Below are 25,482 nucleotides of genomic sequence, written 5' to 3'. Positions count from 1 at the left end.
CGGCGCGAGTTCGCGCCGGGTCGGCAGCAAACTCACGCCGGGTCGGCGATTTCGGGGTCAGTCGAGGGCGCGGCCCCAGGACTCCAGGATCCGGGCGAGGGTTTCGCGGTCGTCGGCGGGGAGCAGGCCGACCAACCGGTGCTCGTTGGCGATGTGCGCCTCGAACGCTCGGTCCATCAGCGCCCGGCCGGCGGGGGTCAGGGCGATCACGCGGCCGCGGCCGTCCTGGTCACTGACCCGCCGGGTCACCCAGCCCTGCTGTACGCAGCGGTCGACGCGCTTGGTGATCGCCCCGGAGGTGACCATGGTGCCGGCGGCCAGCGCCCCCGGCGTCAGCTCGTACGGCGCCCCGGACCGCCGCAGCGTCGCCATGACGTCGAACTCCCCCTCGCCGAGGCCGAACTCGCCGTACACCGCGACCAGTTCCTCGGTCAGCCGGGCGCCGAGACGGTGCAGCCGCCCGATCACGGCGAGCGGTGAGACGTCGAGCTCGGGGCGCTCGTCGCCCCACTGCGCCATCACCACGGCGACGTGGTCGGGTGCGTCCTCGGGGTTCGTCGTCACGATGCGGAATATATCTGACGGGGAAACTATTATGCTTTCCATGGAAACGAATTGGCGCATCCTCGCCACGACGGCGATCGCGCCGATCGCGTGGGGCTCGGGCTACTACGTGACCGAGACGTTCCTCCCGCCCGACCGCCCGCTGTTCGGGGCGATGGTGCGAGCGCTGCCGTTCGGGCTGCTGCTGCTCGCCTTCCGCCCGCGGCTGCCCACCGGCGACTGGTGGTGGAAGGCCGCCGTCCTGGGGATCCTCAACGTCGGGGCGTTCTTCGTGCTGATCTTCGTGGCGGCGTACCGGCTCCCGGGCGGGATGGCCGCCACGCTGACCGCCACCTCGCCGATCGCGATCATGCTGCTCGCCTGGCTGCTGGTGCGCGAGCGACCCCACGTCGCCTCGCTCGCGGGTGCCGTGACCGGCGCCGCCGGCGTCGCACTGCTGGTGCTCCGGTCCGGGTTCGCCGCCGACCCGGTCGGCGTGGCCGCCTCGCTCGGCGCGGTCGCGATGTCGTCGCTGGGCTACGTGCTGATCAAGCGCTGGCGTGCTCCGGTCGACCTGCTCACCCTCACCGCGTGGCAGCTGGTCGCGGGCGGCCTCGTCCTGCTCCCGATCGCCCTGGTCGTCGAGGGCGCACCGCCGCCGATCGACGCCCGCGCCGTCGGCGGCTTCCTGTTCCTCGGCCTGGTCGCCACGCTGCTGGCGAACGTCATGTGGTTCCGCGGGCTCCGTGACCTCCCTGCCGCCGCGGTCTCGCTGGTCGGCCTGCTCAACCCGGTCGCGGGCACCGTCCTCGGTGTCGCGCTCGCCGGGGAGGCCTTCGGCGCGGCTCAGGCCGCGGGCATGTCCCTGGTCCTGCTGGGCGTCGTCGCGGGCCAGCCCGCCGTGCTCGCCGCCGTACGCCGCCGCCGTCGTGCGGACGACGTGCCGGAACCCGCAGACACCGAGGAGCTCGTGCGCGTGGCCGCGTGAGGCCGATCAGCCGATCGTCACCGTCACGACGTTGGAGACCTTGCCGCTGTCGGTGTCGCGCATCCGGAACTTGTTCTCGCCGAGCTGGCCGGTTTGGACGTACGTCGAGAACGACTCGCCGCTCACCGACGCGGTGACCGGGAACTCGACCCAGTCGTCGCCCGCCAGCCGCTCGACCTGCAGGATGGCGCCCTCACCGCCGGGGTAGACGCCCGCCAGGTCGACGTTCTGCATGGGTCCGACCTCGGGCTGGCCGAGGGTGAGGACGATCTCGTCGTCGGGGCTCTCGGACTCCGTCGGGCTCTCCTCCCGCGTCGGCTCGTCGCCGGGCGCGAGCGTGAACGCGGGGTCCTTCGAGTCGGGCGTCTTCGACGGCGTCGGCAGGTAGAGCGACTCGGCCGAGGTGCTCTCCGCGGACCCGCCGTCCTCGCCGAGACCGAGCACCTGGGTGGCCGCGAGCGCGCCACCACCGAGGACCAGGCCGACGACCACCGCCACGCCCACCAACGCGACCAGACCCGTCAGGACGGGACGGTCCTCTCCATCGGCCACGTGCGGTCACTCCCGGGTCGTCGTGCGGTCGGCGTACGCGGCCATTGTCCGGTACGCACCACGGCGGACCAAGCCGGGCTACCGCGCCTCGAGGACCACCACGGGGATCTCGCGGTCGGTCCAGGCGGCGTACTTCTCGAAGTCGGCGTAGAGGTCGACCAGCCGCGGCCACAGTGCGGCCCGCTCCTCGGGCTCGGCGGTGCGCGCACGGACCGCGCGGCTCTCGCCGGGCAGGTGGACGATGGTGTCGGGCGCGGCGAGGAGGTTGGCGTACCACTGCGGGTTCTTCGGCAGTCCGCCCTGCGAGGCCACGACGACCAGGTCGCCGCCGTCGCGGAGGTAGAGCAGCGGCGTCGTGAACCGGGCGCCGGACTTGCGGCCGACGTGGTCGAGCAGCAGCGTCGGGACCGGCTTCTTCCACCCGGCGCCGACGCGCCACTTGTTGCCGATCCGGCCGTTGGTGGCCCGGAAGACCGCGACCTGGACCTTAGCCATGTACTTGATGACCGTGACGGTCCAGGGCGAGTCCAGCCCGTCGGGGCGCTGCTCGGGAAGCCCCACTAGATCGTTCGCTTCCAGACGATCTCCTCGTGGAGCTGCCGGCTGCGCCAGCCGTCGGGGGTCCGCACCATCGTGTGGTGGTAGATCCCGCCGAACTCGGCCACCTTGCCACCGGCGTCCGGCCCACTGAGCGGCATGGGGTTGTGGAAGTAGGCGTCCACCGTGGCCTCGTCGCCGTCGAGCGCGATGTCGACCTGCGCGAGCGAGTGCAGCCGCTTCGGGAAGAAGATCGGCAGCACCTCCGCCAGCCACGGCTTGACCTCGGCGTACGACGCCGCGATGCCGCCGGACTCGGTGTAGTCGATCGCCGCGTCGGGCGTGAACACGGTGTCGAGGCCGTCCCAGTCATCGGTATCGATCGCGCGCGTGTAGCGGATCAGTACTTGGGTGATCTCGAGCCTGTCGCTGATCTCCTGGAGGTCCACGGTCGGAACTCTGGCAGATAACTGAAACACGTTCTAGTGTTCGGGACATGCGATTCACCTACGCCGAGGCGATGACCCAGGCGAAGTTCTACGCCCCGCTGGCCCAGGCCGCCGAAGCTGCCGGCTACACGAGCATGACCGTGGCCGACAGCCTCATCTACCCGGAGACCTCCGACTCGAAGTACCCCTACACCGATACCGGTGACCGGGAGTTCCTCGACGGCAAGGAGTTCATCGAGGCGATGGTGCTGTGCGCGCACCTCTTCGCGGTCACCTCGACGCTGCGCCTGACGCCGTTCGTGCTGAAGCTCCCCGTCCGGCCGCCGGTCCTGGTCGCCAAGCAGGCCTCCTCGCTGGCGTACCTCTCCGACAACCGGCTCGGCCTCGGCGTCGGCATCTCGCCGTGGCCCGAGGACTTCGCGAACCTCGGCGTCGACTGGGCGCGCCGCGGCAAGCGGATGGACGAGTGCATGGACATCCTGCGCGGTCTCACGACCGGCGAGTTCTTCTCGTACGACGGCGAGTTCTACCAGGTCGACTCGCTCAAGCAGTGCCCCGGCGCGACCGAGAAGATCCCGCTGCTCGTCGGCGGTCACGTCGACGCCGCGCTGCGCCGCGCGGTCCTCAAGGGCGACGGCTGGATGCACGCCGGCGGCGACGGCGAGGAGCTCGACCGGCTGCTGAAGCGGCTCGCCGAGATCCGCGCCGAGGAGGGCGACACCCGCGACGACTTCGAGGTGCATGTCATCTCGTACGACGCCTACACCCTCGACGGCATCAAGCGCCTGGAGGACAAGGGCGTCACCGACTGCATCGTCGGCTTCCGGGTGCCCTACATCAAGGGCCCCGACACCGAGCCGCTGGAGACCAAGATCAAGCACCTCGAGCAGTACGCCGAGAACATCATCAGCAAGGTCGGTGGTTGAGGTGCGAGGCGGCATCGATCGAGGCCGACTCTCGGCACGACGGGTTTCGAGGCTCAGGCCTTCGTCCTTCGCACCTCAACCAGCGTCGACAGCGCTGGTTGAGGTGCGAGGCGCGCCAGCGCCGAGCCTCGAAACCCCCGCAGCCCGAGAAGCAGCCTCGACCAGCGTCGAGCCGACGGGAGATGTCGCATGAGTGAGTCGCTGAACCTGACCAAGCCGCTGCAGGACGCGATCGCGGAGGCGGAGGAGCTGATCGCCAACGCGTCGTTCATCCGGACCGAGGCGGACCGGCTGGAGGGCTACGACTACCTGGCGGGGCGGATCCGGATGGCCATGCAGATGGCCTTCGACTACGACCTCGACCGGCCGATCTTCATCAACCCGACGCACCAGTTCTCCCGGCAGGGCCTCGACAACCCGGACGCGGTCTACTTCAACGCCTACCTCCGCGAGGGAGTCGAGTACGTCGTCCGCGGTCGCCGCGGCACCAGCGCGGACCTGTCCTTCCAGGTGATGGGCGGGACGTACTCCGCCGACTCCGCGGCGACGAGCCTGATGGCGTTCGACGACCGGGAGCTCGACGTACGCCCCGACGGGACCTTCGAGTTCACCTACACCGCGGAGCCGGGGGCGAAGACGCTGATCGTGCGCGAGGTCTTCAACGACTGGGACACCGAGGAGCGCGGGACGCTCACCATCGAGCGGCCCGACACCCTCGGCCGGCCGGCGAAGCCGTTCTCGCAGGCCACGCTGGCGAAGAAGTACGAGGTCGCGGCCCGGTCGCTGGTCGGGTCGATCCAGACCTGGTTCGCCTTCCCGCACTTCTTCCAGTACAAGGAGCCGGTCAACACCCTGACCGTGCCGCAGTCGACGCCGGGCGGACTGGCGTCGCAGCGCTCCTCGATCGGGCACTACGAGCTCGCCGAGGACGAGGCGATGATCGTGACCGTCCCCGCGTGCGACGACTGCTCGTACCAAGGCATCCAGATCGGCTCGGACTGGTACGCCTCCACCGACTACGAGACCCACCAGACCTCGCTGACCAAGGCGCAGGCGGTCACCGACCCCGACGGGAGGATGCGCTTCGTCATCTCCGAGCAGAACCCGGGGATCGCGAACTGGCTGGAGACCCTCGGCCACCGCACCGGCGCCATGATGCTGCGCTGGCAGCGCCTCGAGCGCGACCTCGGTCCCGAGGACGGCCCGGTCGTCGAGATCTGCAAGCTCACCGAGGTGGCCGACCGGCTGCCCCACTTCTCACCCATCACCACCGAGGAGTACGCCGAGCGCATCGCCGCCCGGCAGCGCTCCGTAGCCCGAAGGATGATCTCTTGAGCGAGCTTGGACTGGCCGAGGCCCACGACACCTCCATCGAGGAGCGCTACACCGCCGTACCCCTGCTGAAGGGGAAGGTCATCGTCATCTCCGGCATCGGCCCCGGCCTGGGCCGGTCGCTGGCCGACGAGGCCGCGAAGATGGGCGCCGATTTGGTGATCGCCAGCCGCACCGAGTCCCGGCTCCTGGAGCTCCAGGCCGACCTCGAGGGCTACGGCGTCAAGGTCCTCAGCGTGGTCACCGACGTGACCGACGAGGACTCGCGGGTCAACCTGCGCGACAAGGCGCTCGAGGCGTTCGGCCGGGTCGACTGCGTCATCAACAACGCGTTCACGATCCCGCCGATGGACCCGATCACCCAGATCGACCCGCGCAAGCTGGCCAAGGTCAACGAGACCAACGTCTTCGCGCCGCTGCGGCTCTCGGCGCTGTTCGCCGACGCGCTCGCGGAAAGCAAGGGCTCGATCATCATGCTGAACTCCTGCGTCTCCTTCAGCAGCCAGCCCGAGTACGCCGGCTACAAGCTCTCCAAGGGCGCGCTCGAGCACCTCGCCTCCTCGCTGGCGACCGAGCTCGGCCCCCGGGGCATCCGGGTCAACAGCGTCGCGCCGTCGTACATCTACGAGGACGTGAACCGCGGCTACTTCGACTTCCTCGCGGCCGTCGAGAGCAAGACGCACGAGGAGGTGTACGCCGAGAAGGCCGCCCCGACCGACCTGAAGCGGCTGGCCTCCTCCGAGGAGGTCGCCCGCGCGACGCTGTTCCTCGCCAGCGACCTGGCCTCGGCGGTCACCGGCCAGATGCTGACCGTCGACTGCGGCGAGTTCCACGACTAACGGTGGTTGAGGTGCGAAGGACGAAGTCCTGAGCCTCGAAACCCGTCTTGCCGGCCGACGGCCTCGATCGAGGTCGGCTCACGGCTCACCGGGTTTCGAGGCTCCTCGCCAGCGCTCGTCGCACCTCAACCAGCGTCGACAGGAGAGACCATGAGCGACAACATCATGACCCGCGAGCGCGCGGACGTCGGCAGCTACGAGGACATCGCGGCGGCCGCCGTCCGCACGACGGGGCTCATCGACTTCGGCGACGGCGTCCACGAGGAGGGGCTGCGGATCCTCACCGAGGACCTGGCGTCCCCGGAGGCCGGGCTGACCCCGCGCGGCAACTACTTCCAGCGCTCGGAGGTGAAGAGCGCGCTGGTCGGCGTACTCCTCACCCAGGCGCAGTTCGCCGCCCACCCCGAGCACCGCGACGTACCCATCGAGCGGCCGATCTTCCTGATGGGCCTGCCGCGCACGGGCACGACGGCGCTGCACCGGCTGCTGCACGCCGACCCGATGTCGCAGGGGGTGGAGATGTGGCTGACGCAGTACCCCCAGCCGCGTCCGCCCCGCGAGACCTGGGAGAGCGACCCGATCTTCAACGCCATGCAGCAGGGGTTCGCCGCGCACCACTCCGAGTCGCCGGAGTTCATGGGGATCCACTACATGGACGCCACGACCGTCGAGGAGTGCTGGCGGCTGCTGCGCCAGACGGGGAAGTCCAACTCGTACGAGGCGCTGGCCCAGGTTCCGCGCTACACCGAGTGGCTGGCCAAGCAGGACTGGACCGACGCCTACGCCCGGCACCGGCAGAACCTCCAGCTGGTCGGGCTCAACGACCCCGAGAAGCGCTGGGTGCTGAAGAACCCCTCGCACATGACCGCGCTGGACGCGCTGATGACCGCCTACCCCGACGCGCTGATCGTCTACACGCACCGCGACCCGGTCGTCTGCATCGCGTCGTCCTGCTCGTTGTCCGCCGAGACGACGGCCGGCCACAGCACGACGTACGTCGGCGACGTGGTCGGCCGCACGCAGCTCGACCTGTGGTCGCGCTCGTTCCACGCCTTCCACGACGCGCGGCCGTCGTACCCCGCGGAGCAGTTCGCGGACGTCGCCTTCGCCGACCTGCGCTCGGACCCGCTCGGGGTGACCCGTGGGATCTACGAGCAGTTCGGGCTGGACTGGACGCCCGAGGCCGAGGCGGCGATCACCGCGATCGACCGTGAGGGGCGGGAGGGGAAGGCGGCGCCGTCGCACCGCTACTCGCTCGACGACTACGGCCTGACCGAGGCCGAGGTGCGAGAGGCGTTCGACCGATAGCTAGCCAGCCGGCGGTCGAGCCCGACGCCGGTTGAGGCGCGAAGGACGAAGTCCTGAGCCTCGAAACCCCGCAACCCAAGGAGCAGCATGGAGCGCAAGCGGATCGTCGTCTGGGGCACCGGCGTCGTCGGGAAGATGGTGGTCGCCGAGATCGTCGGCCACCCCCTCTTCGAGCTGGTCGGCGTCGGGGTGTCCAACCCGGCGAAGGTCGGTCTCGACGCCGGCGAGATCTGCGGGCTGCCGGCCACCGGCGTACTCGCGACCGACTCCGTCGAGGACCTGGTCGCGCTGCAGCCCGACGCGCTGGTCCACTACGGCCCGACGGCGCAGCACGCGGACGAGAACATCCGGGTGATGTCGGCGTTCCTGCGGGCCGGGATCGACGTCTGCTCGACGGCGATGACGCCGTGGGTGTGGCCGGCGATGACCCAGACCCCGCGGGCGTGGCTGGACCCGATCGAGCAGGCCTGCGCCGAGGGCGGCGCGTCGTGCTTCACGACCGGCATCGACCCGGGCTTCGCCAACGACCTGTTCCCGCTGACCCTGATGGGCCTGTGCGGCCGGGTCGACTCCGTACGCGCCTCGGAGCTGCTCGACTACACCGACTACGAGGGCGACTACGAGGACGAGATGGGCATCGGCCGCCCGCCGTCGTTCAAGCCGCTGCTCGAGATCCCCGAGCTGCTGGTGATGGCCTGGGGCGCGACGGTGCCGATGATCGCCTCCGCGGCCGGCATCGAGCTCGACGACATCACCACCACCTGGGAGAAGTGGGTGACGCCGACCGACCGGAAGACCGCGAAGGGCGTCATCGAGGCCGGGAACGTCGCGGCGATCCGGTTCACCATCAACGGCGTGTACGACGGCCGTGAGGTGATCACCCTCGAGCACGTCAACCGGATCGGCCTCGACGCCGCCCCCGAGTGGCCCGCCGGCTCCGCCGACGACGTCTACCGCGTCGACATCCTCGGGTCGCCGTCGATCAGCCAGGAGACCGCCTTCCGCTTCACCGACGGCTCCGGCCGCTCCCCCGCCGTCGCCGGCTGCCTCGCCACCGGCCTGCGCGCGCTCAACGCCGTCCCCGCCGTCAACGACCTGCCGCCGGGCTGGGTGACCGCGCTGGACCTGCCGCTGGTGCCGGGGGTGGGGACGATCCGGTAAGGGGCGCGGATTCGCCGGTCCACCGGGGAATCTGGACGTTCTCAGCCGAAATTCTGACCCAGAACGTCAGGTCCTGCCCCAGAGGTACGCCGCTTCAGCGCACCACGACGGTCACCGTGCCGAGCACCAGACGCTCGCCGTCGACCTCGATCGAGAGCTCGATCTTGCTTCGGCCCGGACGGTCTGCGATCCACGAGTTGGGATAGTTCGGCCCGTCCTTCCAGCCGTCCTCCTGGATGGCGTGGCCGCTGACCTGCGCACCGTAGGTGCGTTGCCGTTCGCCGTGGGCATAGGTCCACAGGCGGTCGCCGACGGCCAGACGCACGGTCGGGTTCCTCCGGAGCCGATCGTCGGACACGTCGATGTCCTGGCCACCACGGTTCCCGGCCATGCCCATCACGATCTCGTCACCCGGTCCGGAGGGCGCCGCGACGACCGTGACCGTGACCCTGGAGCCCGCCTCGACGACGGCACCAGGCGACGGGACCGCGCCGAGCACGTAGCCGGGCTCGATGCCTCGCCGCGTCTGCGTGACGATCTTCACCTGCAGGCCGGCGTCACGGAGCGCCTCGGAGTACGCCGCTCCCGCGCGTCCCTGGTGGTCGAGCGCGAGGAGGGAGTAGCCCGGTACGGCGACGTCCTGATCGAGGATCGCGACCCGGGCGAGGATGTCGTCGAGCGCCGCGCGCCCGCGACTCGTCTCTGCTGCGAACACGATGTCGCGGGCGGGGAGCACCAGGGTCCGCCGGCAGGTGTGCGCGCCGGCGGTCCGTCCGCGAGGGCATTCGACCGGGCTGAGCAGCGCCTGCTCCCCCTCGACCCGGGTCTCGGTGTACCCGTCGCGGTCGTCGACGGAGTAGCGCGGGCGGACCTCGACCGCACTCGTGTCGGCGGGGAACGGGAACAGGGCTGCGCAGACCGCGCCCTGGTCGACGATCACCGTGTCCCGCTCCGGCGTACCGCACCGCACCGCGTTGGTCCCCCACTCGTGCGGCACGGCGACCACCGCGGCTCCGATTCCCACCCATCTGAACCCGGCCGGTGGGGTGTCGGAGGCCGTCGCGACCTCGGCCGGTCGCGGCTGCGGGGACGCATCGTCGCCCGTCGCTGCGAACAGCCCGCCGACCATCGCGACGCCGACAGCCGCGACGACCACGGCCGAGCGCCCGCGTCGTCGCCGTGCGGCGTCGCGGTGCATGGCGTGGAGCGGAGGCTGCCCGACGCGCTCCTGCGAGATCCGGTCGTGCAGTAGGTGTGTCAGGCGCTCATCGGTCACGGGGTGCGCTCCTCAGGTCGGCCAGCTGCGGGTCCTCCGCCAGACGGGCAAGAGCCCGCGACAGGCGGCTCTTGACCGTGCCGGGCGCGATCCCGAGCACGCTCGCCATCTGGGCCTCGGTCAGATCGTGGTGGTACCGGAGCACCACGGCGACTCGCTGCTCAGGGCTCAAGCCTGCGAGCGAGCGATCGATGGCGTCGCGTCGAAGCACGTCGAGGGTCCGGTCGGCAGCGACCACCTCCGGAACCTCCGCGGTCGGGCGCTCCCCACGCCAGCGTCGCCGTCGGCTGTCGATGAAGGTGTTGACCACGACGGTGTGGACGTAGGCATCGCGATCGTCGGCCCGGCGCACTCGGCCCCAGCGGACGAGACACTTCGTCAACGCGGTCTGCACGATGTCCTCCGCCTCGTGCGGAGAGCATCCCAGCAGGATGGCGCCCCGGACCAGGCGGTCCCAGCGCAGGACGACGTACTCGTCGAACTCCGCGTCATGTCGTCCAGCCATGGCCACCACCTCACCCGAGAGACGTGCCAGTGGCAGCGATGGGTTCCCTCGGCCATCCACAGGTATGGACCGGCCGCGTTTCCCCGACCCCGGCCGCGGGCCAGGCTGCTCGGGCATGACGAGACTCCTGGACCTGACCATCGCGCTGCCGCCCCGCTGGCGCCGGCGCTCCGACCCGGAGCACGGGGTGCTGGTGCACGCCCGGGCGGGCGGCGTACCTGCCGGCGGCGCGGCGCCCGAGCTGGTGCTGCGCTGCGCACCGGTCGACGACGACCTGGCCGCGTGGCGACGGGCCGCGCACGCCGAGCTCGAGCAACGGCTGGTCGGCTTCGACCTGGAGGACGAGGACGCGTTCGAGCTGGTGGGGAGGCCGGTGATCTACGCCCGCTTCGGGCACCGGCTCGGCCTGGCCGAGCTGGTCAGCGAGCAGTGGTCGTGGCTGATCGGCCGCACGGGCATCACCCTCACCGGCACGGTCGCCCGGGACGAGTACGCCGACTACTGCGACGTGTTCGAGGCGGTCGCGGCGACGTTCGAGCCCGGGTCGCGCGTGGCCTGACGCCGGTGCTCGCGCGGGCTCACGCCACGCGCCCGCTTGAACGCGGCCGACAGCGCGAACGGCGTGCCGTACCCCACCCGGCGGGCGACCTCGGCCAGGGTGAGCGCGGGGTCCAGCAGCAGGTCGGCGGCGAGCGCGAGGCGCCACTCGGTCAGGAACGTCATCGGCGGTACGCCGACCACCGCCGCGAACCGGCGCGCGAACGCCGCCCGCGACACCCCGCCCGCCGCCGCGAGCTCGGCCACCGTCCAGGACTGCTCCGGGTGGTGCTGCAGCAGCCGCAGGGCGGGGCCGACGACCGGATCGCCCTGCCCGACGTACCACCCCGGCGGGTCGGCGTCGGGCCGGTCGAACCACGCGCGCAGCACTGCGATCAGCAGCAGGTCGAGCAGCCGGTCGAGGACGGCGTCCTGACCCGGAGCGTCCTTGACGATCTCGTCGCCCAGCAACGGGACCAGCGGCGAGTCGAGCTCCGCGGCCCGCAACACCAGCAGCGGCGGGAGTGCCCGGAGGAGCCGGCCGCTGACCTCACCCTCGAGCAGGTACGCACCGGTCAGCAGCACGGTCTCACCCGTCGCGCTGTTGCCCCAGCTGCGCACCCCCTGGTGCAGCTCCTCGGCCAGCTCACGACCGTCGGGCGTCACACACACCTGGCCCGGAAGGATCGTCGCGAACGCCTCCGTGCCCGGCGCGTCCGCGACCCGCCAATGGCCGGGACCGCTGGCGATCACGACGTCCCCGGCCTCGAGGCGTACGGCGTCGCCGCGGTCCGGGATCGCCCACGCGTGCCCGCGCACAACGGCCGTGAGCGAGAGCGGCGACTCGTCCTCCAGCCGGACGGCCCAGGGCGCCGCCAGCAGCACGCGGACCAGGAACGCGCCTCGGGCGCGAGGACCGTCGAGCAGCGCGGCGAGTCCGTCCATGCCGCCACGGTAGACGCTGGCGTATGAAAGTGACACCTCAGACCATGGATCGTCTCGCCGCGTCGGACCAGTCTGGGGTCATGACCGAGACCCTGGAGTCCCTCCGCGGACCGATCCTGACCGCCGCCGTCGTCCTCGGCGGCCTGCAGGCCGGCACCTACTACACCTGGGCGAGCGGCGTGATGCCCGGCCTCGGGCGGGTCGACGACCGGACCTTCGTGCACGCGATGCAGCAGATGAACCTCGCCATCGTGAACCCGGTCTTCATCGCCAGCTTCCTCGGCGCCCCCGCCCTGGCAGCGGTCGCCGTCGCGGCCACGGGCGGCTCGGCCCGGACGTGGGTCATCGTGGGAGCCGGCCTCGCGGTCGCCACCGTGGTGATCACCGGCGCTCTCAACGTCCCGCTCAACAACGCCCTCGACGCCGCCGGGCCGGTCGACTCGATCCGCGACCTGGCCGCCGTACGCGCCGACTTCGAGTCGGCCTGGCGTCGGTGGAACGTCCTGCGCACCCTGACCTCGACCGCGTCGGTCGCCTGCCTCGCGGTCGCCGCGCTCAGGAGCGGGGGCTGACCCGGATGCGCGCGCCGTCCCGCGGGACGCTGGTGATGTTGCGGACCTTGGGTCCGTCGGCGCCGACGGCGTGCACGTCGTACGCCGCGAACACCTCGCGCAGCACCTGCACGCCCTCCATCTGCGCGAAGCCGGCGCCGATGCAGCGCCGGGCGCCGCCGCCGAACGGGATCCAGGTGTTCGGAGGCGGGTTGTGTCCGAGGAACCGCTCGGGCCGGAAGACCTCGGGGTCCGGGAAGCTCTCGGAGCGCTGGTGGGACACGATGATCGACGGCCCCACCGTGGTGCCGGCCGGCAGGTCCCAGCCGCCGATGGTGGCGGGCTTCATCAGCGTGCGCACCACCATCGGGATGATCGGGTGCAGCCGCATCGACTCCTTGAGGACCGCGTCGAGCCAGGCGTCGTCGCCGTCGTCAGCGGCCTGCTGGGTACGCCGCAGCAGCGCCGGGTCGCGCCCGATCTCGTAGAGCGCCCACGACAGGGCGCTGGCCGTCGTCTCGTGGCCGGCGAGCAGCAGGGTGACGAGCTGGTCGCGCAGCTCGGTGTCGTCGAGCGGGTCCTGGTCGTCGACCAGCATCAGCCGCGACAGCACGTCGGTGCGCTCGGCCAGGTCGGGAGCCGACCGGCGCTCGCGGATCTCGGCGTACATGAGGCGGTCCAGCTCGACCTGGTTCTCGACCGTGCGCCGCCACGGCCCGAACCGCTGCAGCCAGGGGTAGCCCCAGCCGAGCAGGATGCCGGGACTGATGTCGACGGTCGCGGTCACCCGCGGTCGCAGCTCGCGCAGCCGCGCCTCGTCGGTGACGCCGAAGACGACGCGCAGGATCACCTCGAGGGTGAGCGCGTTCATCCGGTCGAGCGAGCGGAACGGCACCCCCGGACGCCAGTGAGCGACCTCGTCGCGGGCCAGATCGGTGACCAGGTCGCGGTAGTCGCGCAGGGCGTGGCCGTTGAACGCCGGCATGATCAGCTTGCGCGCCCGCTTGTGGTCGGCGCCGTCCTGCAGCAGCAGGGAGTGCTCGCCCATGATCGGGCCGAGGATCGAGTTGCCCTTGCCGGCGTGGAAGACCTCCGGGTCGGCGGCGAAGATCTCCTTGGTGTGCTCCGGCCGGGTGAAGAACACCAGCGGCCGGCCGCCCGGGACCAGGCGCACGGTGAAGACGTCGCCGTACTTCCGGTGCGCCCACGGGTGGAAGCGGTGCCGGAACCGCAGCAGGCCGGCCGTCTGCAGCAGCGCCGGCCACGACGGCCCCGCCGGCAGCAGCGCCCGGTCGACCTCGACCCGCGGCGCCTTGCCGAGTCCGCTCATCCGGCGCATCCGCGCGCCCGTCAGCGCGCGGGTATCGGGCGTCTCCTCGAGGGTGGCCACGCGTCCAGGGTGGCGCGGCTGTTGAACATCTGTCAACAGGCTGGGCTGCTCAGCTGTAACGCGACGTTCGCCGCACTAGCAGCCCGTTACAGCGTGCTGGTAGTGCAGCGAACATCGCGTTACAGCACGGGCGCCGCCCCGCCGCCCAGGTGCCGCCGCAGGAACGCCACCTGGTGCTCCAGCGCCGGCTCGAACCAGTCCTTCCCGGGCCACACGTCGAAGTGGTCGCACGGGTAGTGACGGACCTCGGCGCGGGCCTCGAAGGCGGCCTTGGCGGCGGCGTACGGCGGGGCGCTGCGGTCGAAGTCGGCGATCTGGACGAGCAGCGGGGCGCGGACGTGCTTGGCCTCGCGGCCCGGGCGGTGACCGCCGAGCTCCAGCCCGACGGCGGCGTCGACCTCGTTGCGCCAGGTCGGGCCGGCGATGGCGAGGTAGTCCTCCTGCGCGCCCGGGAGCGTCAGCGCACCGAGCTCGCCTGGAGCGGCGACGACCGGCATCAGCACCTGGCTCCCGACCCGGCTGCGCACGCCCGCGACCGTGGAGCGCAGCATCGCGGAGGGTTTGTGGTGCGCCATCGCGTGCCGGCCGGCGGCGAGCCCGTCGACCAGCGGGGTCAGCGAGACGACCGCGGCGACGTCGTCGCGGTGCGCGGCCGCGGCGAGCACGTGGCCGCCCGCGAGGGAGACCCCCCAGAGCACCAGCCGGCGCGGGTCGACGCCGGGCAGCCGGGCCGCCGCGGCCATGGCGGCGCGGTAGTCCTCGAGCTGGCCGGCCATCGAGACCACCTGCCGGGGCGAGCCGGCAGGAGCCTCGGAGGAGCCGAAGCCGCGGTAGTCGAAGGCGAGTACGTCGAGCCCGGCCTTCGCCAGCCCGACGGCGAACGGCTCCAGCCCGGAGTCCTTGGTGCCGGCCAGCCCGTGCGCCATGACCACGACCGGCCGCCCCGCGGCGGAGGCGAGCTCGTCGCCGGCGCCCGCGAAGTGCCAGGCGTCGCAGGCGACGCCGCCGGAGGTGAAGGTGAGCGACTCGTAGGTCATCGGATGCTCCCGTAGATCGTGCTCAGCCAGAGGTGGACGACGGCGTCCACGTGCGTCTCCCAGTCGAAGCTCTCGCCGTCCCCGGGGTCCTCGCCCGCGCGCACGAACCGCTCCAGCGTGCGGTCGTTGACGTCCAGCAGCGCGGTCGCGATCGCGACCGCCGGCGGCCCGCCGGTCTCCTGCCGGGCCACCCGCTCGGCGTCGATCACGGCAGCGACGACCTCGACGAACGACGCGACGTGCGCCTCCCAGCGCTCCCGCGCGGCCGGGCTGGTCGCCCGCGCCTCGAGCATCGCGCGGTAGACGTGCGGCCGCTGGGTCCATCCGTCGAAGACGGTGCGGATGGCAGCCGCGGTCCGGTCGCGCATCGACCCGTCGCCCCCGAGCAGGTCGGCGGCGCCCCAGGCCTCGTCGTACATCTCATCCATCAGGGCGGCCACCGCGGCCGCCTTGTTGTCGAAGTAGAAGTAGAACGCCGACCGCGTCACTCCTGCACGCCGCGAGAGGTCGGCGACGTTGATGTCGTCCAGGCGCGCGCCCGGTCCGGCCTCGCGAAGGTGCTCGTCGAGGGCGGCGAGCAGAGCCGTACGGCGCCGGTCGCCCCGGGTGACGGTCACGCGACCACCTCGGCCCGTCGTACGCCGGCAGGCAGCTCGCGGGTGCGCAGGTCGTGCTCGTAGACGAAGTAGTCGAGCTGGTGGGTGTGCCGCGGCCGGTCGAGCATGTGGCCCGTGTACAGCTTCATGTCGGCGTCGATCACCCGCTCCATCTCGGCGGTGTCGGGCAGCGCGTAGCGGCCGACGGCGTACGCCCCGAGCAGCCGGGCCTGGCTCTCGACGAACGGGAACAGCGTCGGCGTGGCCTGCGCGAAGCCCATGAACACCAGGTCGTCGAGGCCGGGCTTGAACATCCGCTTGTAGAGCCGGATCTGGTTCTCCGGGGCGCTGACGAAGTCCTCGTCGAAGAACGGGAAGGTGATGTTGTAGCCGGTGGCGTAGATGATCACGTCGAAGTCGGCGCTGGTGCCGTCCTCGAAGTGCACGGTCTCGCCGTCGAGCCGCGCGACGTCGCCCTTCGGCGTCACGTCGCCCGACTTCAGCCGCAGCGGCAGCTCGCCGGACTGCGTCGGGTGCGCCTCGAAGAACTTGTGGTTGGGCTTCGGCAGGCCGTACAGCGTCGGGTCGGAGGCGGTGAACCGCTGGCCCCACTGGGCGAGCTTGCGCTGCCAGCTCAGCGGCAGGTGCGGGTTCGTGCGGTAGTTCATGTCGGCGGCCTTGCCGTACATCAGCTTCGGCACGATCCACGCGCTGCTGCGCGTCGACAGCGTCACCTCGTTGCGCAGCGCCCGCTGCGAGAGCTCGACGGTGATGTCGGCGGCGCTGTTGCCGAGACCGACGACGAGGATCCGCTGGTCCATCAGGTTCAGCGGGGTCCACGGGTCGATGTAGTGGTGCGAGTGGATCGACCGCCCGGTGAACTCGCCCGGGAACTCCGCCGTGCGCGGGTCCCAGTGGTGGCCGTTGGCGACCACGAGCAGCTCGAAGCGGCGTACGTCGCCCGCCTGGTCGGTGATGTCCCAGCCGCCGTCCGGCCGCCGCTCGGCGTGCTGCACACCGTTCTCGAACTCGATGTGCTCGCGCAGGCCGAACGCGTCGGCGTACGCGTCGAGGTAGTCCTTGATCAGGGTGTGGCGCGGGAAGTCCGGGTAGTCGTCCGGCATCGGGAAGTCCTTGAAGGACAGCTGGTGCTTGGACGTGTCGATGTGCAGCGAGCGGTAGGCGCTGCTGTGCCCGTTGGGGTTGCCGAACGCCCAGTTGCCGCCGACCCGGTCGGAGGCCTCGAAAACGGTGTACGGCACGCCGTAGTCGCCGAGCATCTTGGCCGCGGTGAGGCCGCTGATGCCCGCGCCGATCACTGCGGTCCGCGGGAGGTAGCTGGGTGCTGGCATGACGGGGACGCTAGGGCCTAAGTTGACACGCGTCAATTGGTGTCCCGGCTCGGTCATGGCCGTCGCGAGCGTCGCTGTCCGGAGCGCCTGGCAAGGCGGAGGAGGGAGCCGTGGCGGAGCCACGGCGACCGACGACAACGCCGCCAGGTGCCCGGAGAGCGAGGCGCAGCAGGCCAGGGCCGAGCCGGGACACCAGGTCCCAGATCACTAAGCGGAGGTCCTTGTGCCCGAATCCAGCTCTCATGTCGCCGTCGTCTTCGGCGGTGCGTCCGGCATCGGCGCGGCCTGCGCCACCGCGCTCGCCGCCGACGGGTACGACGTCGAGGTCGCCGACCTGCCCGACGTCGACGTCACCTCGGAGCCGGCGGTGTCGGGGTTCCTCGACGGCGTGGTCGACCGGCACGGGCGGGTCGACGTGGTGGTCAACAGCGCCGGGGTCAGCACCCTGATGCCCGTGGCCGACCACGACGTGGCGGAGTTCCGGCGGGTGGTCGACGTGAACCTCACCGGCGGGATGATCGTGATGAAGCACGCCGCCCGGGTGCTGACCTCCGGCGGCTCGATCACGTCCCTGACGTCGCTGAACGCGCGCCAGCCGGGGTCGGGGATGGCGGCGTACTGCTCCGCCAAGGCGGGTCTGGCGATGCTCACCGAGGTCGCCGCGCTCGAGCTCGGCCCGCGCGGGATCCGGGTCAACGCGGTCTCACCCGGCTTGGTCGTCACCCCGCTCACGGAGTCCGCGATGGGGATCCCGGGGATCGAGGAGGACTACCTCGCCAACACGCCCCTCGGCCGGTCGGGGTCGCCGGAGGAGATCGCCGACGCGGTCGTCTGGATCTCGCGCGCCGGGTGGCTGACCGGCGAGGTGCTGGACCTCAACGGCGGGGCGCACCTGCAGCGCTACCCCGACCTGCTGGGCCACGTGGCGCGGGCCTTCGGCTAGGCGGCGCCGCTGCTGTAACGCGGTGTCCACCGACCTGGTGCGGTGCTGCAACGCCGCACCAGGTCGGTGGACACCGCGTTACAGCAGGCCTCGCCGCCGCGCCACCGCCGCCGCCTCGGTCCGGCCGGCGGCGCCGAGCTTGGCGAGGATGTTCGAGACGTGCACGGAGACCGTCTTGGCGCTGATGAACAGCTGCTTGGCGATCTCGCCGTTGGAGCGGCCCTCGGCGACCAGGGCCAGGATCTCGGCCTCGCGGGCGGTCAGGGTGGCGGGGGCCGATGCGGCCGCGCGGACGGGGGCGGAGCCCAGCGCGCGGAGCTCCTCCAGGAGCGGCTTGGCGCCGAGCGCGCGGGCCGCCGTACGGGCCTGGTCAGCGACCTCCCGGGCGGCGGCCGGGTCGCCGGTCGCGCGGAGGATGCCCGCCAGTCCGGTGCGGACCCGGGCCAGCTCGTGGACGTGCCCGAACTCCTCGACGTCCGCGGCCGCCCGGCGCCACGCCTCGAGCAGATCCTCCTGGGTGGGGGCGTCGACGCCGGCGAGCCAGCGGCCGCGGAGCCGCTCGGCGTCGAGCCGGCTGACCCAGGATCGACCCTCCGGACCCCAGTGGCCGGACGGGTCGGAGTAGCGCAGCAGCACCTGGTGGCCGTCGGCGTGCAGCCGGTCGACGTCGGCCGCGACCCGCTCCCGCTCGGCGGCGCTCATCCGCGGGATCAGCGGCGCCAGCGCGGCGATGGTCACGGCGGCGAGCCGGATCCGGGCGCTGAACCACTCGTGCCAGATCTCGCTGAGTACGCCGACCGCGTCCTCGTACGCCGCCAGCACGGCCGCCGCGTCCTCGCGGCGCCCCGCCGCGACGATCTGCAGCTCGGCGGCGTGGATCGCGATGCCGCCCTCGCGCTCCCAGAGCCGGCGCAGCTCGCGCGCCTCCCGGGACACCTCCCCGCCCCGCGCCTGCTCCACGAGCAGCCGGACGGCGTCGAGGATGGCCCGCGGGATCGGAGGCGGGTTCGGGTCGGTGACCTCGGTGAGGGCCAGCACCTCGTCCCAGCGGCCCTGCACGTGCAGCACCCACGCCAGCTGCCACCGGGACTCGAACCCGTACGGCGCCCACGGCACGCCCGCCGCCGTCGCCGTGGCGATCGCGCTGCGGAACCACTCCTCGGCCGCCGCGAACTCGCCCCAGTCCTCGAAGGAGCGGCCGAGCAGGAAGCGGCCGCGGAGCTCGCTCATCACCGCCCCGGTGCGCTCGGCCCGCTCGACCGCCTCGACCAGCGCGGCCCGCAGTCCCTCCTTCGGCCCGGCCTTCTTCAGCCCGCTGAGGGTGGTGATCGCATCGGAGGCCATCTCGTTGAGGTCGAGCTGCTCGGCGAGGGCGAGGGCCTCCATCGCGACGGCGTGCGCCTCCTCGTACCGACCCCGCGACGCGAGGATCCGGGCGTGGACGGTCAGGGCGCGCGCCCGCAGCGGGCTCTCACCCGGCGGCGCCAGCGCGAGGGCCTCGGCGGAGAGCGTGGCGGGGTCGAGCGCGGTCTCGGTGACGTAGAGGGCCGTGGCCTGGGCGATGAGCATCCGCGAGCGCTCGGCGTCGGTGGCGTCCTCGGGCAGCCGGCCGAGCTGCTCGTCGATCAGCGCGGCGGCCCGCTCGGGGTCACCGCTGGCGTTCAGCGCCTCGGCCGCCGCGACCACCAGCTTGGAGACGTCGACCTCGCTGGACTCGGCGAGGCGCGGGTGCGCGAGCAGCTCCAGTGCCTGCTGGTAGTGGTACGCCGACTCGGCCGGCCCGGCGACCTCCTTGGCCTCGTCGCCGGCCTGGATGCTGGCGTCGAGGGCAACCTCGAGGTTCATCGCCAGCCGGGCGTGGCGGGCCAGCTCGGCCGCGGTGCCGCGCGCCCGGCGCTCGCTCAGCGCGGCGGCGTACTGGCCGTGCAGCCGCACGCGCTCGCCCGGCAGCAGGTCGTCGTACACGGCCTCGGCGAGCAGGGCGTGCCGGAAGGCGTAGTTGCCGCGGTCGGACACCAGCACGTTCATCTCGACCGCGCGGCGCAGGCCCTCGTCGAGCGCCGCCGGGTCGAGCCCCGAGGCGGACGCGAGCATGTCGTGGGCGACCTTGCGGCCGCTGACGCTGGCCGTGCGGACGACCTGGCGGGCGGTGTCGTCGAGCCGGTCGAGGCGCACGAGGAGGACGTCGGCGAGGTCGGCCGGCACCCAGCTCCCGCCTCCGGCGGCCGCGCTCGCGAGCTCCTCGACGAAGAACGCGTTGCCGTCGGCGCGGTCGACGATCCCCTCGACCAGGCGGGCGAGCTCCTCGGCGCCGAGCCCCTCGGGCACCAGCTGCGTCACCAGCACCCGCACGGCCTCGTCGGGCAGTGGACCGAGGGCGACCCGGTCGACCCCGCGCAGCCGCGACCACTCGGCGACGTGGGTGCGCAGCGGGTGGCGGCGGTGCAGGTCGTCGGAGCGGTACGACGCCACCAGCGCGACCGGTCCCGCGAACGGCCGGGAGAACAGGAAGCTGAGCAGGTCGCGGGTCGACCGGTCGGCCCAGTGCGCGTCCTCGATAACGAGGAGCAGCGGGGCGCGCTCGGCGGCCCGCTCGAGGAGGAGGTGCACGGCGGCGAACAGGTCGCCCCGGTCGAGCGCCGCGGCGTCGCCGCGGCCGGCGTCGTCACGGCCCGCGTCGGCGCTGAGGACCCGCCGACCGGGCTGGAGCCGCTCCAGGGCGGGGTGGGTGGCGACCACGCGCTCGACGAGGTCGGTCTGCTCGCCGGCCAGCCGTCCGAGCACCTCGGAGAAGGGCAGGTACGGCAGGGCGCTGTCGCCGAAGTCGAGGCAGTGCCCCGCGACGACCTGCCACCCTTCCGTGAAGGCCAGGTCGCGCAGCTCGGTGAGGAGCCGGGTCTTGCCGACGCCGGCGTCCCCGGACAGCAGCACGATCCCGCCCCCGTCGTTCCCGGACGCACCGACGCCGAGGGACGTCGCGATCTCCGTCAGCTCGGCGTCCCGCCCGACCATCTCGGTCGGCGTGCTCCGGTTGGGGTGCTCCACGGGATCCATGATCCCGGGTACGACGGTCAGGTGGCCGGCATTTCTCGTGGGGGTCGGCACCGCCGGCGTCAGCGGGCGTTGTCGCTGGCCTCGGCGGGGCGGCGTACTCGCGGTACGCGGACGCGGCCCCGGCGGCTGCCGGCGACCCCGTTGCGGATCCGGTTGCTCCGGACGTCCATCTCGCTCTTGACGAACACGTTGCTCTCGAACATCTCTGGGGCTCCTCAGCTCCTCGGCGGATGCTCCGAGATTCGTCCTCTGAGGTAGGCCCGCACATCGGGCAGATGCCTTAGGCGAGGTGGCGGCTACCTCAGATCGGCCGGCCGCCGACCCAGGTGCCGGCGACGAGAGGGACCCCCGGGCGGTAGGCGAGGTGCACGTGGCTGGGGGCGTCGAGCACGAGGACGTCGGCCCGGCTGCCGACGGTGAGCCGTCCGACGTCGTCGCGGTCGAGCGCCGCCGCTCCTCCCGCGGTCGCGGCGTGCACCGCCTCGGCGGGCGTCATCCCCATCTCCCGGACGGCGAGGGCGACGCAGAACGGCATCGAGGAGGTGTACGACGAGCCGGGGTTGCAGTCGCTGGCCAGCGCGACGCGGACGCCGGCGTCGAGGAGCCGGCGGGCGTCCGGGTAGGGCTGGCGGGTGGAGAACTCCACGCCCGGCAGCAGGGTCGCCACCGTGCCGCTGTCGCGCAGGGCGTCCACGTCGGCGTCGTCGAGGTGGGTGCAGTGGTCGACGGCGACCAGCCCCAGCTCAGCCGCCAGGCGTACGCCGGGGCCCGGCCCCAGCTGGTTGGCGTGCAGCCGCCCGCGCAGCCCGGTGGCGGCGCCGGCGGCCAGGACGGTCCGCGCCTGGTCCTCGTCGAAGGCCCCGCGCTCGCAGAAGACGTCGATCCAGCGGGCGTACGGGCGCACGGCCTCCAGCATCGGGCCGGTCACCAGGTCGACGTACTCCTCGGGGGTCGTGCCGTCGGGGACCACGTGCGCGCCGAGGAAGGTGGTCTCGTCGGTGAACTGGTGCGCGACGGCGAGGCTGCGGAGCTCGTCGCGGACGCTGAGCCCGTAGCCGCTCTTGATCTCCACGGTCGTGGTGCCCTGCCGGCGCATCTCCGCGACCAGCCGCGCGACGTGGGCGGTGAGCTGCTCGTCGGTGGCGGCGCGGGTCGCGGCGACCGTCGTCCGGATCCCGCCGGCGGCGTACGGCTCCCCGGCCATCCGCGCGGCGAACTCCGGCGCCCGGTCTCCCCCGAACACCAGGTGGCTGTGGCTGTCGACGAAGCCGGGCAGGACGGCGCGGCCGGCGAGGTCGTACGCCGCGTCCGCGGGCGGAGCCTCGGCGGCGGGTCCGATCCAGGCGACGCCGGCGCCTTCGACGACGAGCGCGGCCTGCTCGTGGACGCCGAGGAGGTCGTCGCGCTCGGGGTCGTTGGTGACCAGCTCGGCGATGCCGGTGAACACGGTGGCGGTCATCGCCAGACCTCCTCGATCTCCTGCCGCAGGGCGCGGCCGACCGCGGCGCGGTCCCCGTCGTACACGACCCTGCCGTCGACGACCACGTGCGTGACGTCGGCGGCGGTCGCGGCGAACACCGCGGTCTGCTCGTCGGCGCCGGTGCCCGCCGTGCTGGGGGTGTCGGTGGCGATGGTGACCAGGTCCGCGCGGGCTCCGACCTCGATCCGGCCGGCGTCGGGGAAGCCGAGGCTGTCGTGCCGGGTCCCGGCGGCGAGCAGTTCGGCGGCGCTCCAGTGCCCGCGCTGCCGGGTGGCCAGCCGCTCGTCGAGCTCGACGGCGCGCATCTCCTCGAACAGGTCGACCACCGCGTGGCTGTCGCTGCCCAGGCTCAGCCGCGCCCCGGCCCGGCGCAGCGCCCGGCTCGGGCCGATGCCGTCGCCGAGGTCGCGCTCGGTGGTGGGGCAGAAGCAGGCGGTCGTGGCGGTGCGTCCGAGCGTGCGGACGTCCTCCTCCGTGAGGTGGGTGGCGTGGACGACGGTGGTGTCCGGCCCGAGCGCGCCCGCATCGTGCAGGAGTGCGGTCGGGGTGACGCCGTACGCCGCCACGCAGTCGTCGTTCTCCGCGGGCTGTTCGCTGAGGTGGACGTGCAGCGGCCCGCCGCGGGTCGCCTCGACGACGGTGGGCAGCTGCTCGCGCGGAACCGCTCGGACGGAGTGGATGGCCGCGCCGCGGGCGACGTGCGGGTCGCCCAACGGCCGCAATTGCGCCTTCCGTGCGGCCCAGGCCTCCGCCGACCCGTCCGAGTAGCGCAATTGCGGCCGTTGGACAGGCCGGCCGAAGCCGCTGCTCAAGTAGCACGTATCGAGCAGCGCGATCCGGATCCCGGCATCGGCCGCAGCCTGGAGCAGCGCGCGGCCCATCGCGTTCGGGTCGTCGTACGGCGTGCCGCCGGGCTGGTGGTGCAGGTAGTGGAATTCCCCGACCGTGGTGATCCCCGCCGCCGCCATCTCCCGGTAGACCGCCCGCGCCAGCCGGAGGTAGGAGTCGGGGTCGAGCCGCCCCGCGACGTCGTACATCTGCTCGCGCCAGGTCCAGAACGTCCCCCGCTCGCGCTGGGTCCGGCCCCGCAGCGCCCGGTGGAAGGCGTGGCTGTGGGCGTTGGCCAGGCCGGGGAGGGTCAGGCCGGGGAGCCGGTGCGCAGATTCCCCGGTGAACCGGGGAATCCGGACGTTCTCAGCCGAAACTTCCCCCGAGAACGTCCGGCTCTCCCCCAGAACCCCCACCTCGGTGAACCGGCCGCCCTCGATCTCCACCACCACGTCGTCGACCACCGCGCCGCCGACCCAGGCCCGCTCGAGGAGGTACCTCGTCACAGCAGTCCCTGGAGTACGTCGGCGAGCGCGGTCACCCCGGTCAGGCAGTCGGCAAGTTCTGCCGACTCGGCGGGAGAGTGCGAGACGCCCGTCGGGTTGCGGACGAAGAGCATCGCCGTGGGGATGCCCGCCGCCTGGAGGATGCCGGCGTCGTGGCCGGCCTGGGTCGGGATCACCGGCCAGCCGCGTGGCTCGGCCAGCGATGCCGCGAGCGCCGGGTCGAAGCCGACCGCTCCGGAGACCGACTCCGCGGTCACCGCCACCGCCGTGCCGTCCCGCGACGCCCGGTCCGACGCCTGCCGCTCCACCGCCTCGACCAGCGCGGCCAGTGCGTCCTCGGACGAGCAGCGCGCGTCCAGCCAGCCGGTCACCTTCGAGGGGACGGCGTTGGTCCCGTTGGGCTCGACCGCCACCCGGCCGAACGTCGCCCGCTGGTCGGCCAGCCGCGCCTGCTTGTTCGCCGCGAGCACCGTCATCGCGTACGTCAGCATCGGGTCGGCCCGATCGGCCATCCGGGTCGTCCCGGCGTGGTTCGCGGCCCCGGTGAAGTCGAAGCGGTAGCGCCCGTGCGGCCAGATCCCGCTGGCCAGCCCGACGGCGGCGTCCCGGTCGACCAGGTCCCGGCCCTGCTCGACGTGCAGCTCGACGAAGGTCCCGACAGACGACAGCAGGTCCGACGTACCGCCCGGCAACACGTCGCCCAGCGCCACCCCCGAGGCGTCCCTCAGCGACCGCGCGTCGTCCCACGACAGCGCCCCCGTGGCCAGCCGCGAGCCCAGGCAGGCGAGCCCGAAGCGCGACCCCTCCTCCTCGGCGAAGACCCCGATCCCCAGCGGTCGCGTCGGTACGACGCCCCGTGCGCGCAGCTCGTCCACCGCCGCCAGCGCGGAGACCACGCCGAGCGGCCCGTCGTACGCGCCGCCGTCGAGGACCGAGTCGAGGTGGGAGCCGGTGAGGACGGCGTCGGTGCGTGAGCTGCGGGGGTTTCGAGACGGTTGCTGCGCAACCTCCTCAACCACCGTCGGGTCCCACCAGGCGACCGTGTTGCCGAAGCCGTCGGCCTCGACGCGCAGGCCGCGGGCGGCGCACTGCTCGACGAACCACGCGACCAGCTCGCGCTCGGCGCTCAGGAACGGCTGGCGGAAGTAGCCCCCGCTGGTCGCGGACCGGCCGACCGGCGCGAGGTCGGCCCACATGGCCTCGAAGTCATCGGGCAAGGTTTCCTCCATGGAGTTCTCCGATGTCGTCCGCCGCCGACGGATGGTGCGCCGCTACACCGACGAGGCCGTCGACCCGGCCGTCGTCGAGCGCGCGCTGGCCAACGCGACCCGGGCGCCGAGCGCCGGGTTCAGCCAGGGCTGGGCGTTCCTGGTGCTGGACACCCCCGACGACGTACGACGCTTCTGGGCCGCCACCAGCGACCCGGGCCGGGAGCCGGACTCCTGGCTGCGCGGGATGATGACCGCGCCGGTCGTGATCCTGCCGTGCAGCAGCAAGGCCGCCTACCTCGATCGCTACGCCCAGCCCGACAAGGGCTGGACCGACCGCGACGAGGCCCGCTGGCCGATGCCGTTCTGGCACCTGGACACCGCGATGGCCAGCCTGTTGATCCTGCAGACGGCGGTCGACGCCGGGCTGGGCGGCTGCTTCTTCGGGGTACCGCCGCACGCGGACGGCGCCGTGCGGGAGGCGTTCGGCATCCCGGACGACCACGACCCGATCGGTGTCATCACGCTCGGTCACCCGGCCGACGGCGGGGCGCCCGGATCGCCGGCCCGGCGAGGCCGTCGTCCGCTCGACGAGGTCGTGCACCGGGGCAGCTGGGGTCACTGACCCAGCAGACCGTT

Annotated in this window: 26 protein-coding genes; 10 read left to right on the top strand and 16 right to left on the bottom strand. The window is 72.5% G+C overall.

Translation table 11 applies throughout. From position 1 onward, the window contains the following. Nucleotides 1–57: 57 nt before the first annotated feature. A complete protein-coding gene (locus tag VMF51_RS23220) occupies nt 58–564 on the bottom strand; it encodes a MarR family winged helix-turn-helix transcriptional regulator (RefSeq protein WP_325476856.1) in 507 nt (168 codons plus the stop codon). Nucleotides 565–604: 40 nt separating this feature from the next. Here VMF51_RS23220 and VMF51_RS23215 point away from each other — a divergent pair, with 40 nt between their 5' ends. Beyond that, nucleotides 605–1,531, top strand: a complete 927-nt coding sequence (locus tag VMF51_RS23215) for an EamA family transporter (RefSeq protein ID WP_325476855.1) — start codon at nt 605–607, stop codon at nt 1,529–1,531. A 6-nt stretch (nt 1,532–1,537) separates the two neighbouring features. Here VMF51_RS23215 and VMF51_RS23210 read toward each other — a convergent pair whose 3' ends face one another. The 3 genes from VMF51_RS23210 to VMF51_RS23200 all read right to left on the bottom strand — a co-directional run bounded on the left by VMF51_RS23210 (nt 1,538) and on the right by VMF51_RS23200 (nt 3,069). Continuing rightward, nucleotides 1,538–2,083, bottom strand: coding sequence for a hypothetical protein (locus VMF51_RS23210; protein WP_325476854.1), 546 nt, complete (start codon nt 2,081–2,083; stop codon nt 1,538–1,540). Nucleotides 2,084–2,161: 78 nt separating this feature from the next. Then, nucleotides 2,162–2,644, bottom strand: coding sequence for a nitroreductase family deazaflavin-dependent oxidoreductase (locus tag VMF51_RS23205; RefSeq protein WP_325476853.1), 483 nt, complete (start codon nt 2,642–2,644; stop codon nt 2,162–2,164). Next, nucleotides 2,644–3,069 (bottom strand): nuclear transport factor 2 family protein, encoded by a 426-nt coding sequence (locus VMF51_RS23200; RefSeq protein ID WP_325476852.1) that lies wholly within the window; start codon nt 3,067–3,069, stop codon nt 2,644–2,646. The genes VMF51_RS23205 and VMF51_RS23200 overlap by 1 nt, the downstream gene beginning before the upstream one ends. A gap of 47 nt (nt 3,070–3,116) precedes the next feature. Between VMF51_RS23200 and VMF51_RS23195 the strand changes: the two genes are divergently transcribed. The 5 genes from VMF51_RS23195 (at nt 3,117) to VMF51_RS23175 (ending at nt 8,635) form a co-directional block, all read left to right on the top strand. Next, nucleotides 3,117–3,995 (top strand): TIGR03619 family F420-dependent LLM class oxidoreductase, encoded by an 879-nt coding sequence (locus tag VMF51_RS23195; RefSeq protein WP_325476851.1) that lies wholly within the window; start codon nt 3,117–3,119, stop codon nt 3,993–3,995. A 189-nt stretch (nt 3,996–4,184) separates the two neighbouring features. After that, the gene (locus VMF51_RS23190; RefSeq protein ID WP_325476850.1) at nt 4,185–5,330 is read left to right on the top strand and encodes a hypothetical protein; all 1,146 of its coding nucleotides are present in this window, start codon (nt 4,185–4,187) and stop codon (nt 5,328–5,330) included. Beyond that, nucleotides 5,327–6,166: an SDR family oxidoreductase gene (locus VMF51_RS23185; protein WP_325476849.1), complete on the top strand. Its 840-nt coding sequence runs from the start codon at nt 5,327–5,329 to the stop codon at nt 6,164–6,166. The genes VMF51_RS23190 and VMF51_RS23185 overlap by 4 nt, the downstream gene beginning before the upstream one ends. Before the next feature lie 150 nt (nt 6,167–6,316). Next, on the top strand, nt 6,317–7,474 hold the full coding sequence (locus VMF51_RS23180) for a sulfotransferase (RefSeq protein WP_325476848.1): 1,158 nt from the start codon (nt 6,317–6,319) through the stop codon (nt 7,472–7,474). 87 nt (nt 7,475–7,561) lie between these two features. Beyond that, nucleotides 7,562–8,635 (top strand): diacylglycerol kinase, encoded by a 1,074-nt coding sequence (locus tag VMF51_RS23175; protein ID WP_325476847.1) that lies wholly within the window; start codon nt 7,562–7,564, stop codon nt 8,633–8,635. 94 nt (nt 8,636–8,729) lie between these two features. On the opposite strand, the gene VMF51_RS23170 is transcribed toward VMF51_RS23175, so the two are convergent. After that, complete coding sequence (locus VMF51_RS23170) at nt 8,730–9,911, bottom strand: PASTA domain-containing protein (protein ID WP_325476846.1); 1,182 nt, start codon at nt 9,909–9,911, stop codon at nt 8,730–8,732. Then, nucleotides 9,901–10,533: a SigE family RNA polymerase sigma factor gene (locus VMF51_RS23165; protein ID WP_325476845.1), complete on the bottom strand. Its 633-nt coding sequence runs from the start codon at nt 10,531–10,533 to the stop codon at nt 9,901–9,903. Before VMF51_RS23165 ends, VMF51_RS23170 begins: the two co-directional genes overlap by 11 nt. Here VMF51_RS23165 and VMF51_RS23160 point away from each other — a divergent pair. Next, a complete protein-coding gene (locus VMF51_RS23160; RefSeq protein ID WP_325476844.1) occupies nt 10,532–10,975 on the top strand; it encodes a hypothetical protein in 444 nt (147 codons plus the stop codon). The two genes, VMF51_RS23165 and VMF51_RS23160, sit on opposite strands and share 2 nt — an antisense overlap. Here VMF51_RS23160 and VMF51_RS23155 read toward each other — a convergent pair. Further along, nucleotides 10,915–11,898, bottom strand: coding sequence for an AraC family transcriptional regulator (locus VMF51_RS23155; protein WP_325476843.1), 984 nt, complete (start codon nt 11,896–11,898; stop codon nt 10,915–10,917). The genes VMF51_RS23160 and VMF51_RS23155 overlap by 61 nt on opposite strands. Before the next feature lie 80 nt (nt 11,899–11,978). Between VMF51_RS23155 and VMF51_RS23150 the strand changes: the two genes are divergently transcribed. Then, a complete protein-coding gene (locus VMF51_RS23150; protein WP_325476842.1) occupies nt 11,979–12,470 on the top strand; it encodes a DUF1772 domain-containing protein in 492 nt (163 codons plus the stop codon). Here VMF51_RS23150 and VMF51_RS23145 read toward each other — a convergent pair. From VMF51_RS23145 to VMF51_RS23130, 4 genes are all read right to left on the bottom strand, one after another. Further along, on the bottom strand, nt 12,454–13,839 hold the full coding sequence (locus tag VMF51_RS23145; RefSeq protein ID WP_325476841.1) for a cytochrome P450: 1,386 nt from the start codon (nt 13,837–13,839) through the stop codon (nt 12,454–12,456). The two genes, VMF51_RS23150 and VMF51_RS23145, sit on opposite strands and share 17 nt — an antisense overlap. A gap of 119 nt (nt 13,840–13,958) precedes the next feature. Next, nucleotides 13,959–14,876 carry an alpha/beta hydrolase gene (locus VMF51_RS23140; RefSeq protein WP_325476840.1) on the bottom strand — a complete coding sequence of 306 codons (918 nt, stop codon included), beginning with the start codon at nt 14,874–14,876 and terminating at the stop codon, nt 13,959–13,961. Further along, nucleotides 14,873–15,493: a TetR/AcrR family transcriptional regulator gene (locus tag VMF51_RS23135; protein WP_325476839.1), complete on the bottom strand. Its 621-nt coding sequence runs from the start codon at nt 15,491–15,493 to the stop codon at nt 14,873–14,875. Before VMF51_RS23135 ends, VMF51_RS23140 begins: the two co-directional genes overlap by 4 nt. Then, nucleotides 15,490–16,824: a flavin-containing monooxygenase gene (locus VMF51_RS23130; protein WP_325476838.1), complete on the bottom strand. Its 1,335-nt coding sequence runs from the start codon at nt 16,822–16,824 to the stop codon at nt 15,490–15,492. Before VMF51_RS23130 ends, VMF51_RS23135 begins: the two co-directional genes overlap by 4 nt. A gap of 223 nt (nt 16,825–17,047) precedes the next feature. Here VMF51_RS23130 and VMF51_RS23125 point away from each other — a divergent pair, with 223 nt between their 5' ends. Then, the gene (locus VMF51_RS23125) at nt 17,048–17,767 is read left to right on the top strand and encodes an SDR family oxidoreductase (RefSeq protein WP_325476837.1); all 720 of its coding nucleotides are present in this window, start codon (nt 17,048–17,050) and stop codon (nt 17,765–17,767) included. 78 nt (nt 17,768–17,845) lie between these two features. Here the strand turns inward: VMF51_RS23125 and VMF51_RS23120 are convergent, their stop codons facing one another. The 5 genes from VMF51_RS23120 to VMF51_RS23100 all read right to left on the bottom strand — a co-directional run bounded on the left by VMF51_RS23120 (nt 17,846) and on the right by VMF51_RS23100 (nt 24,864). After that, nucleotides 17,846–20,812 carry a helix-turn-helix transcriptional regulator gene (locus VMF51_RS23120; RefSeq protein WP_325476836.1) on the bottom strand — a complete coding sequence of 989 codons (2,967 nt, stop codon included), beginning with the start codon at nt 20,810–20,812 and terminating at the stop codon, nt 17,846–17,848. A 68-nt stretch (nt 20,813–20,880) separates the two neighbouring features. Then, nucleotides 20,881–21,024 (bottom strand): hypothetical protein, encoded by a 144-nt coding sequence (locus VMF51_RS23115; protein WP_325476835.1) that lies wholly within the window; start codon nt 21,022–21,024, stop codon nt 20,881–20,883. Between the two features lie 98 nt (nt 21,025–21,122). After that, nucleotides 21,123–22,280: an imidazolonepropionase gene (hutI, locus tag VMF51_RS23110; RefSeq protein WP_325476834.1), complete on the bottom strand. Its 1,158-nt coding sequence runs from the start codon at nt 22,278–22,280 to the stop codon at nt 21,123–21,125. Next, a complete protein-coding gene (locus VMF51_RS23105) occupies nt 22,277–23,635 on the bottom strand; it encodes a formimidoylglutamate deiminase (RefSeq protein ID WP_325476833.1) in 1,359 nt (452 codons plus the stop codon). Before VMF51_RS23105 ends, hutI begins: the two co-directional genes overlap by 4 nt. Next, nucleotides 23,632–24,864 carry an allantoate amidohydrolase gene (locus VMF51_RS23100; RefSeq protein WP_325476832.1) on the bottom strand — a complete coding sequence of 411 codons (1,233 nt, stop codon included), beginning with the start codon at nt 24,862–24,864 and terminating at the stop codon, nt 23,632–23,634. Before VMF51_RS23100 ends, VMF51_RS23105 begins: the two co-directional genes overlap by 4 nt. Here VMF51_RS23100 and VMF51_RS23095 point away from each other — a divergent pair. Then, nucleotides 24,863–25,468 carry a nitroreductase family protein gene (locus tag VMF51_RS23095; protein WP_325476831.1) on the top strand — a complete coding sequence of 202 codons (606 nt, stop codon included), beginning with the start codon at nt 24,863–24,865 and terminating at the stop codon, nt 25,466–25,468. The genes VMF51_RS23100 and VMF51_RS23095 overlap by 2 nt on opposite strands. Nucleotides 25,469–25,482: the final 14 nt, after the last annotated feature.

The sequence above is a fragment of the Nocardioides sp. genome (assembly GCF_035503875.1).
GTDB lineage: Bacteria > Actinomycetota > Actinomycetes > Propionibacteriales > Nocardioidaceae > Nocardioides.
Note: the sequence above shows the minus strand (reverse complement) of the source record. Positions and strands in the feature narration are given on the sequence as shown.

Coding starts and splice junctions, on each gene's coding strand:
- VMF51_RS23215 (WP_325476855.1), top strand. CDS start 605: ATGGAAACGAATTGGCGCATCCTCGCCACGACGGCGATCGCGCCGATC.
- VMF51_RS23130 (WP_325476838.1), bottom strand. CDS start 16,824: ATGCCAGCACCCAGCTACCTCCCGCGGACCGCAGTGATCGGCGCGGGC.
- VMF51_RS23115 (WP_325476835.1), bottom strand. CDS start 21,024: ATGTTCGAGAGCAACGTGTTCGTCAAGAGCGAGATGGACGTCCGGAGC.
- VMF51_RS23160 (WP_325476844.1), top strand. CDS start 10,532: ATGACGAGACTCCTGGACCTGACCATCGCGCTGCCGCCCCGCTGGCGC.
- VMF51_RS23195 (WP_325476851.1), top strand. CDS start 3,117: ATGCGATTCACCTACGCCGAGGCGATGACCCAGGCGAAGTTCTACGCC.
- VMF51_RS23150 (WP_325476842.1), top strand. CDS start 11,979: ATGACCGAGACCCTGGAGTCCCTCCGCGGACCGATCCTGACCGCCGCC.
- VMF51_RS23155 (WP_325476843.1), bottom strand. CDS start 11,898: ATGGACGGACTCGCCGCGCTGCTCGACGGTCCTCGCGCCCGAGGCGCG.
- VMF51_RS23180 (WP_325476848.1), top strand. CDS start 6,317: ATGAGCGACAACATCATGACCCGCGAGCGCGCGGACGTCGGCAGCTAC.
- VMF51_RS23100 (WP_325476832.1), bottom strand. CDS start 24,864: ATGGAGGAAACCTTGCCCGATGACTTCGAGGCCATGTGGGCCGACCTC.
- VMF51_RS23095 (WP_325476831.1), top strand. CDS start 24,863: ATGGAGTTCTCCGATGTCGTCCGCCGCCGACGGATGGTGCGCCGCTAC.
- hutI (WP_325476834.1), bottom strand. CDS start 22,280: ATGACCGCCACCGTGTTCACCGGCATCGCCGAGCTGGTCACCAACGAC.
- VMF51_RS23175 (WP_325476847.1), top strand. CDS start 7,562: ATGGAGCGCAAGCGGATCGTCGTCTGGGGCACCGGCGTCGTCGGGAAG.
- VMF51_RS23165 (WP_325476845.1), bottom strand. CDS start 10,533: ATGCCCGAGCAGCCTGGCCCGCGGCCGGGGTCGGGGAAACGCGGCCGG.
- VMF51_RS23190 (WP_325476850.1), top strand. CDS start 4,185: ATGAGTGAGTCGCTGAACCTGACCAAGCCGCTGCAGGACGCGATCGCG.
- VMF51_RS23140 (WP_325476840.1), bottom strand. CDS start 14,876: ATGACCTACGAGTCGCTCACCTTCACCTCCGGCGGCGTCGCCTGCGAC.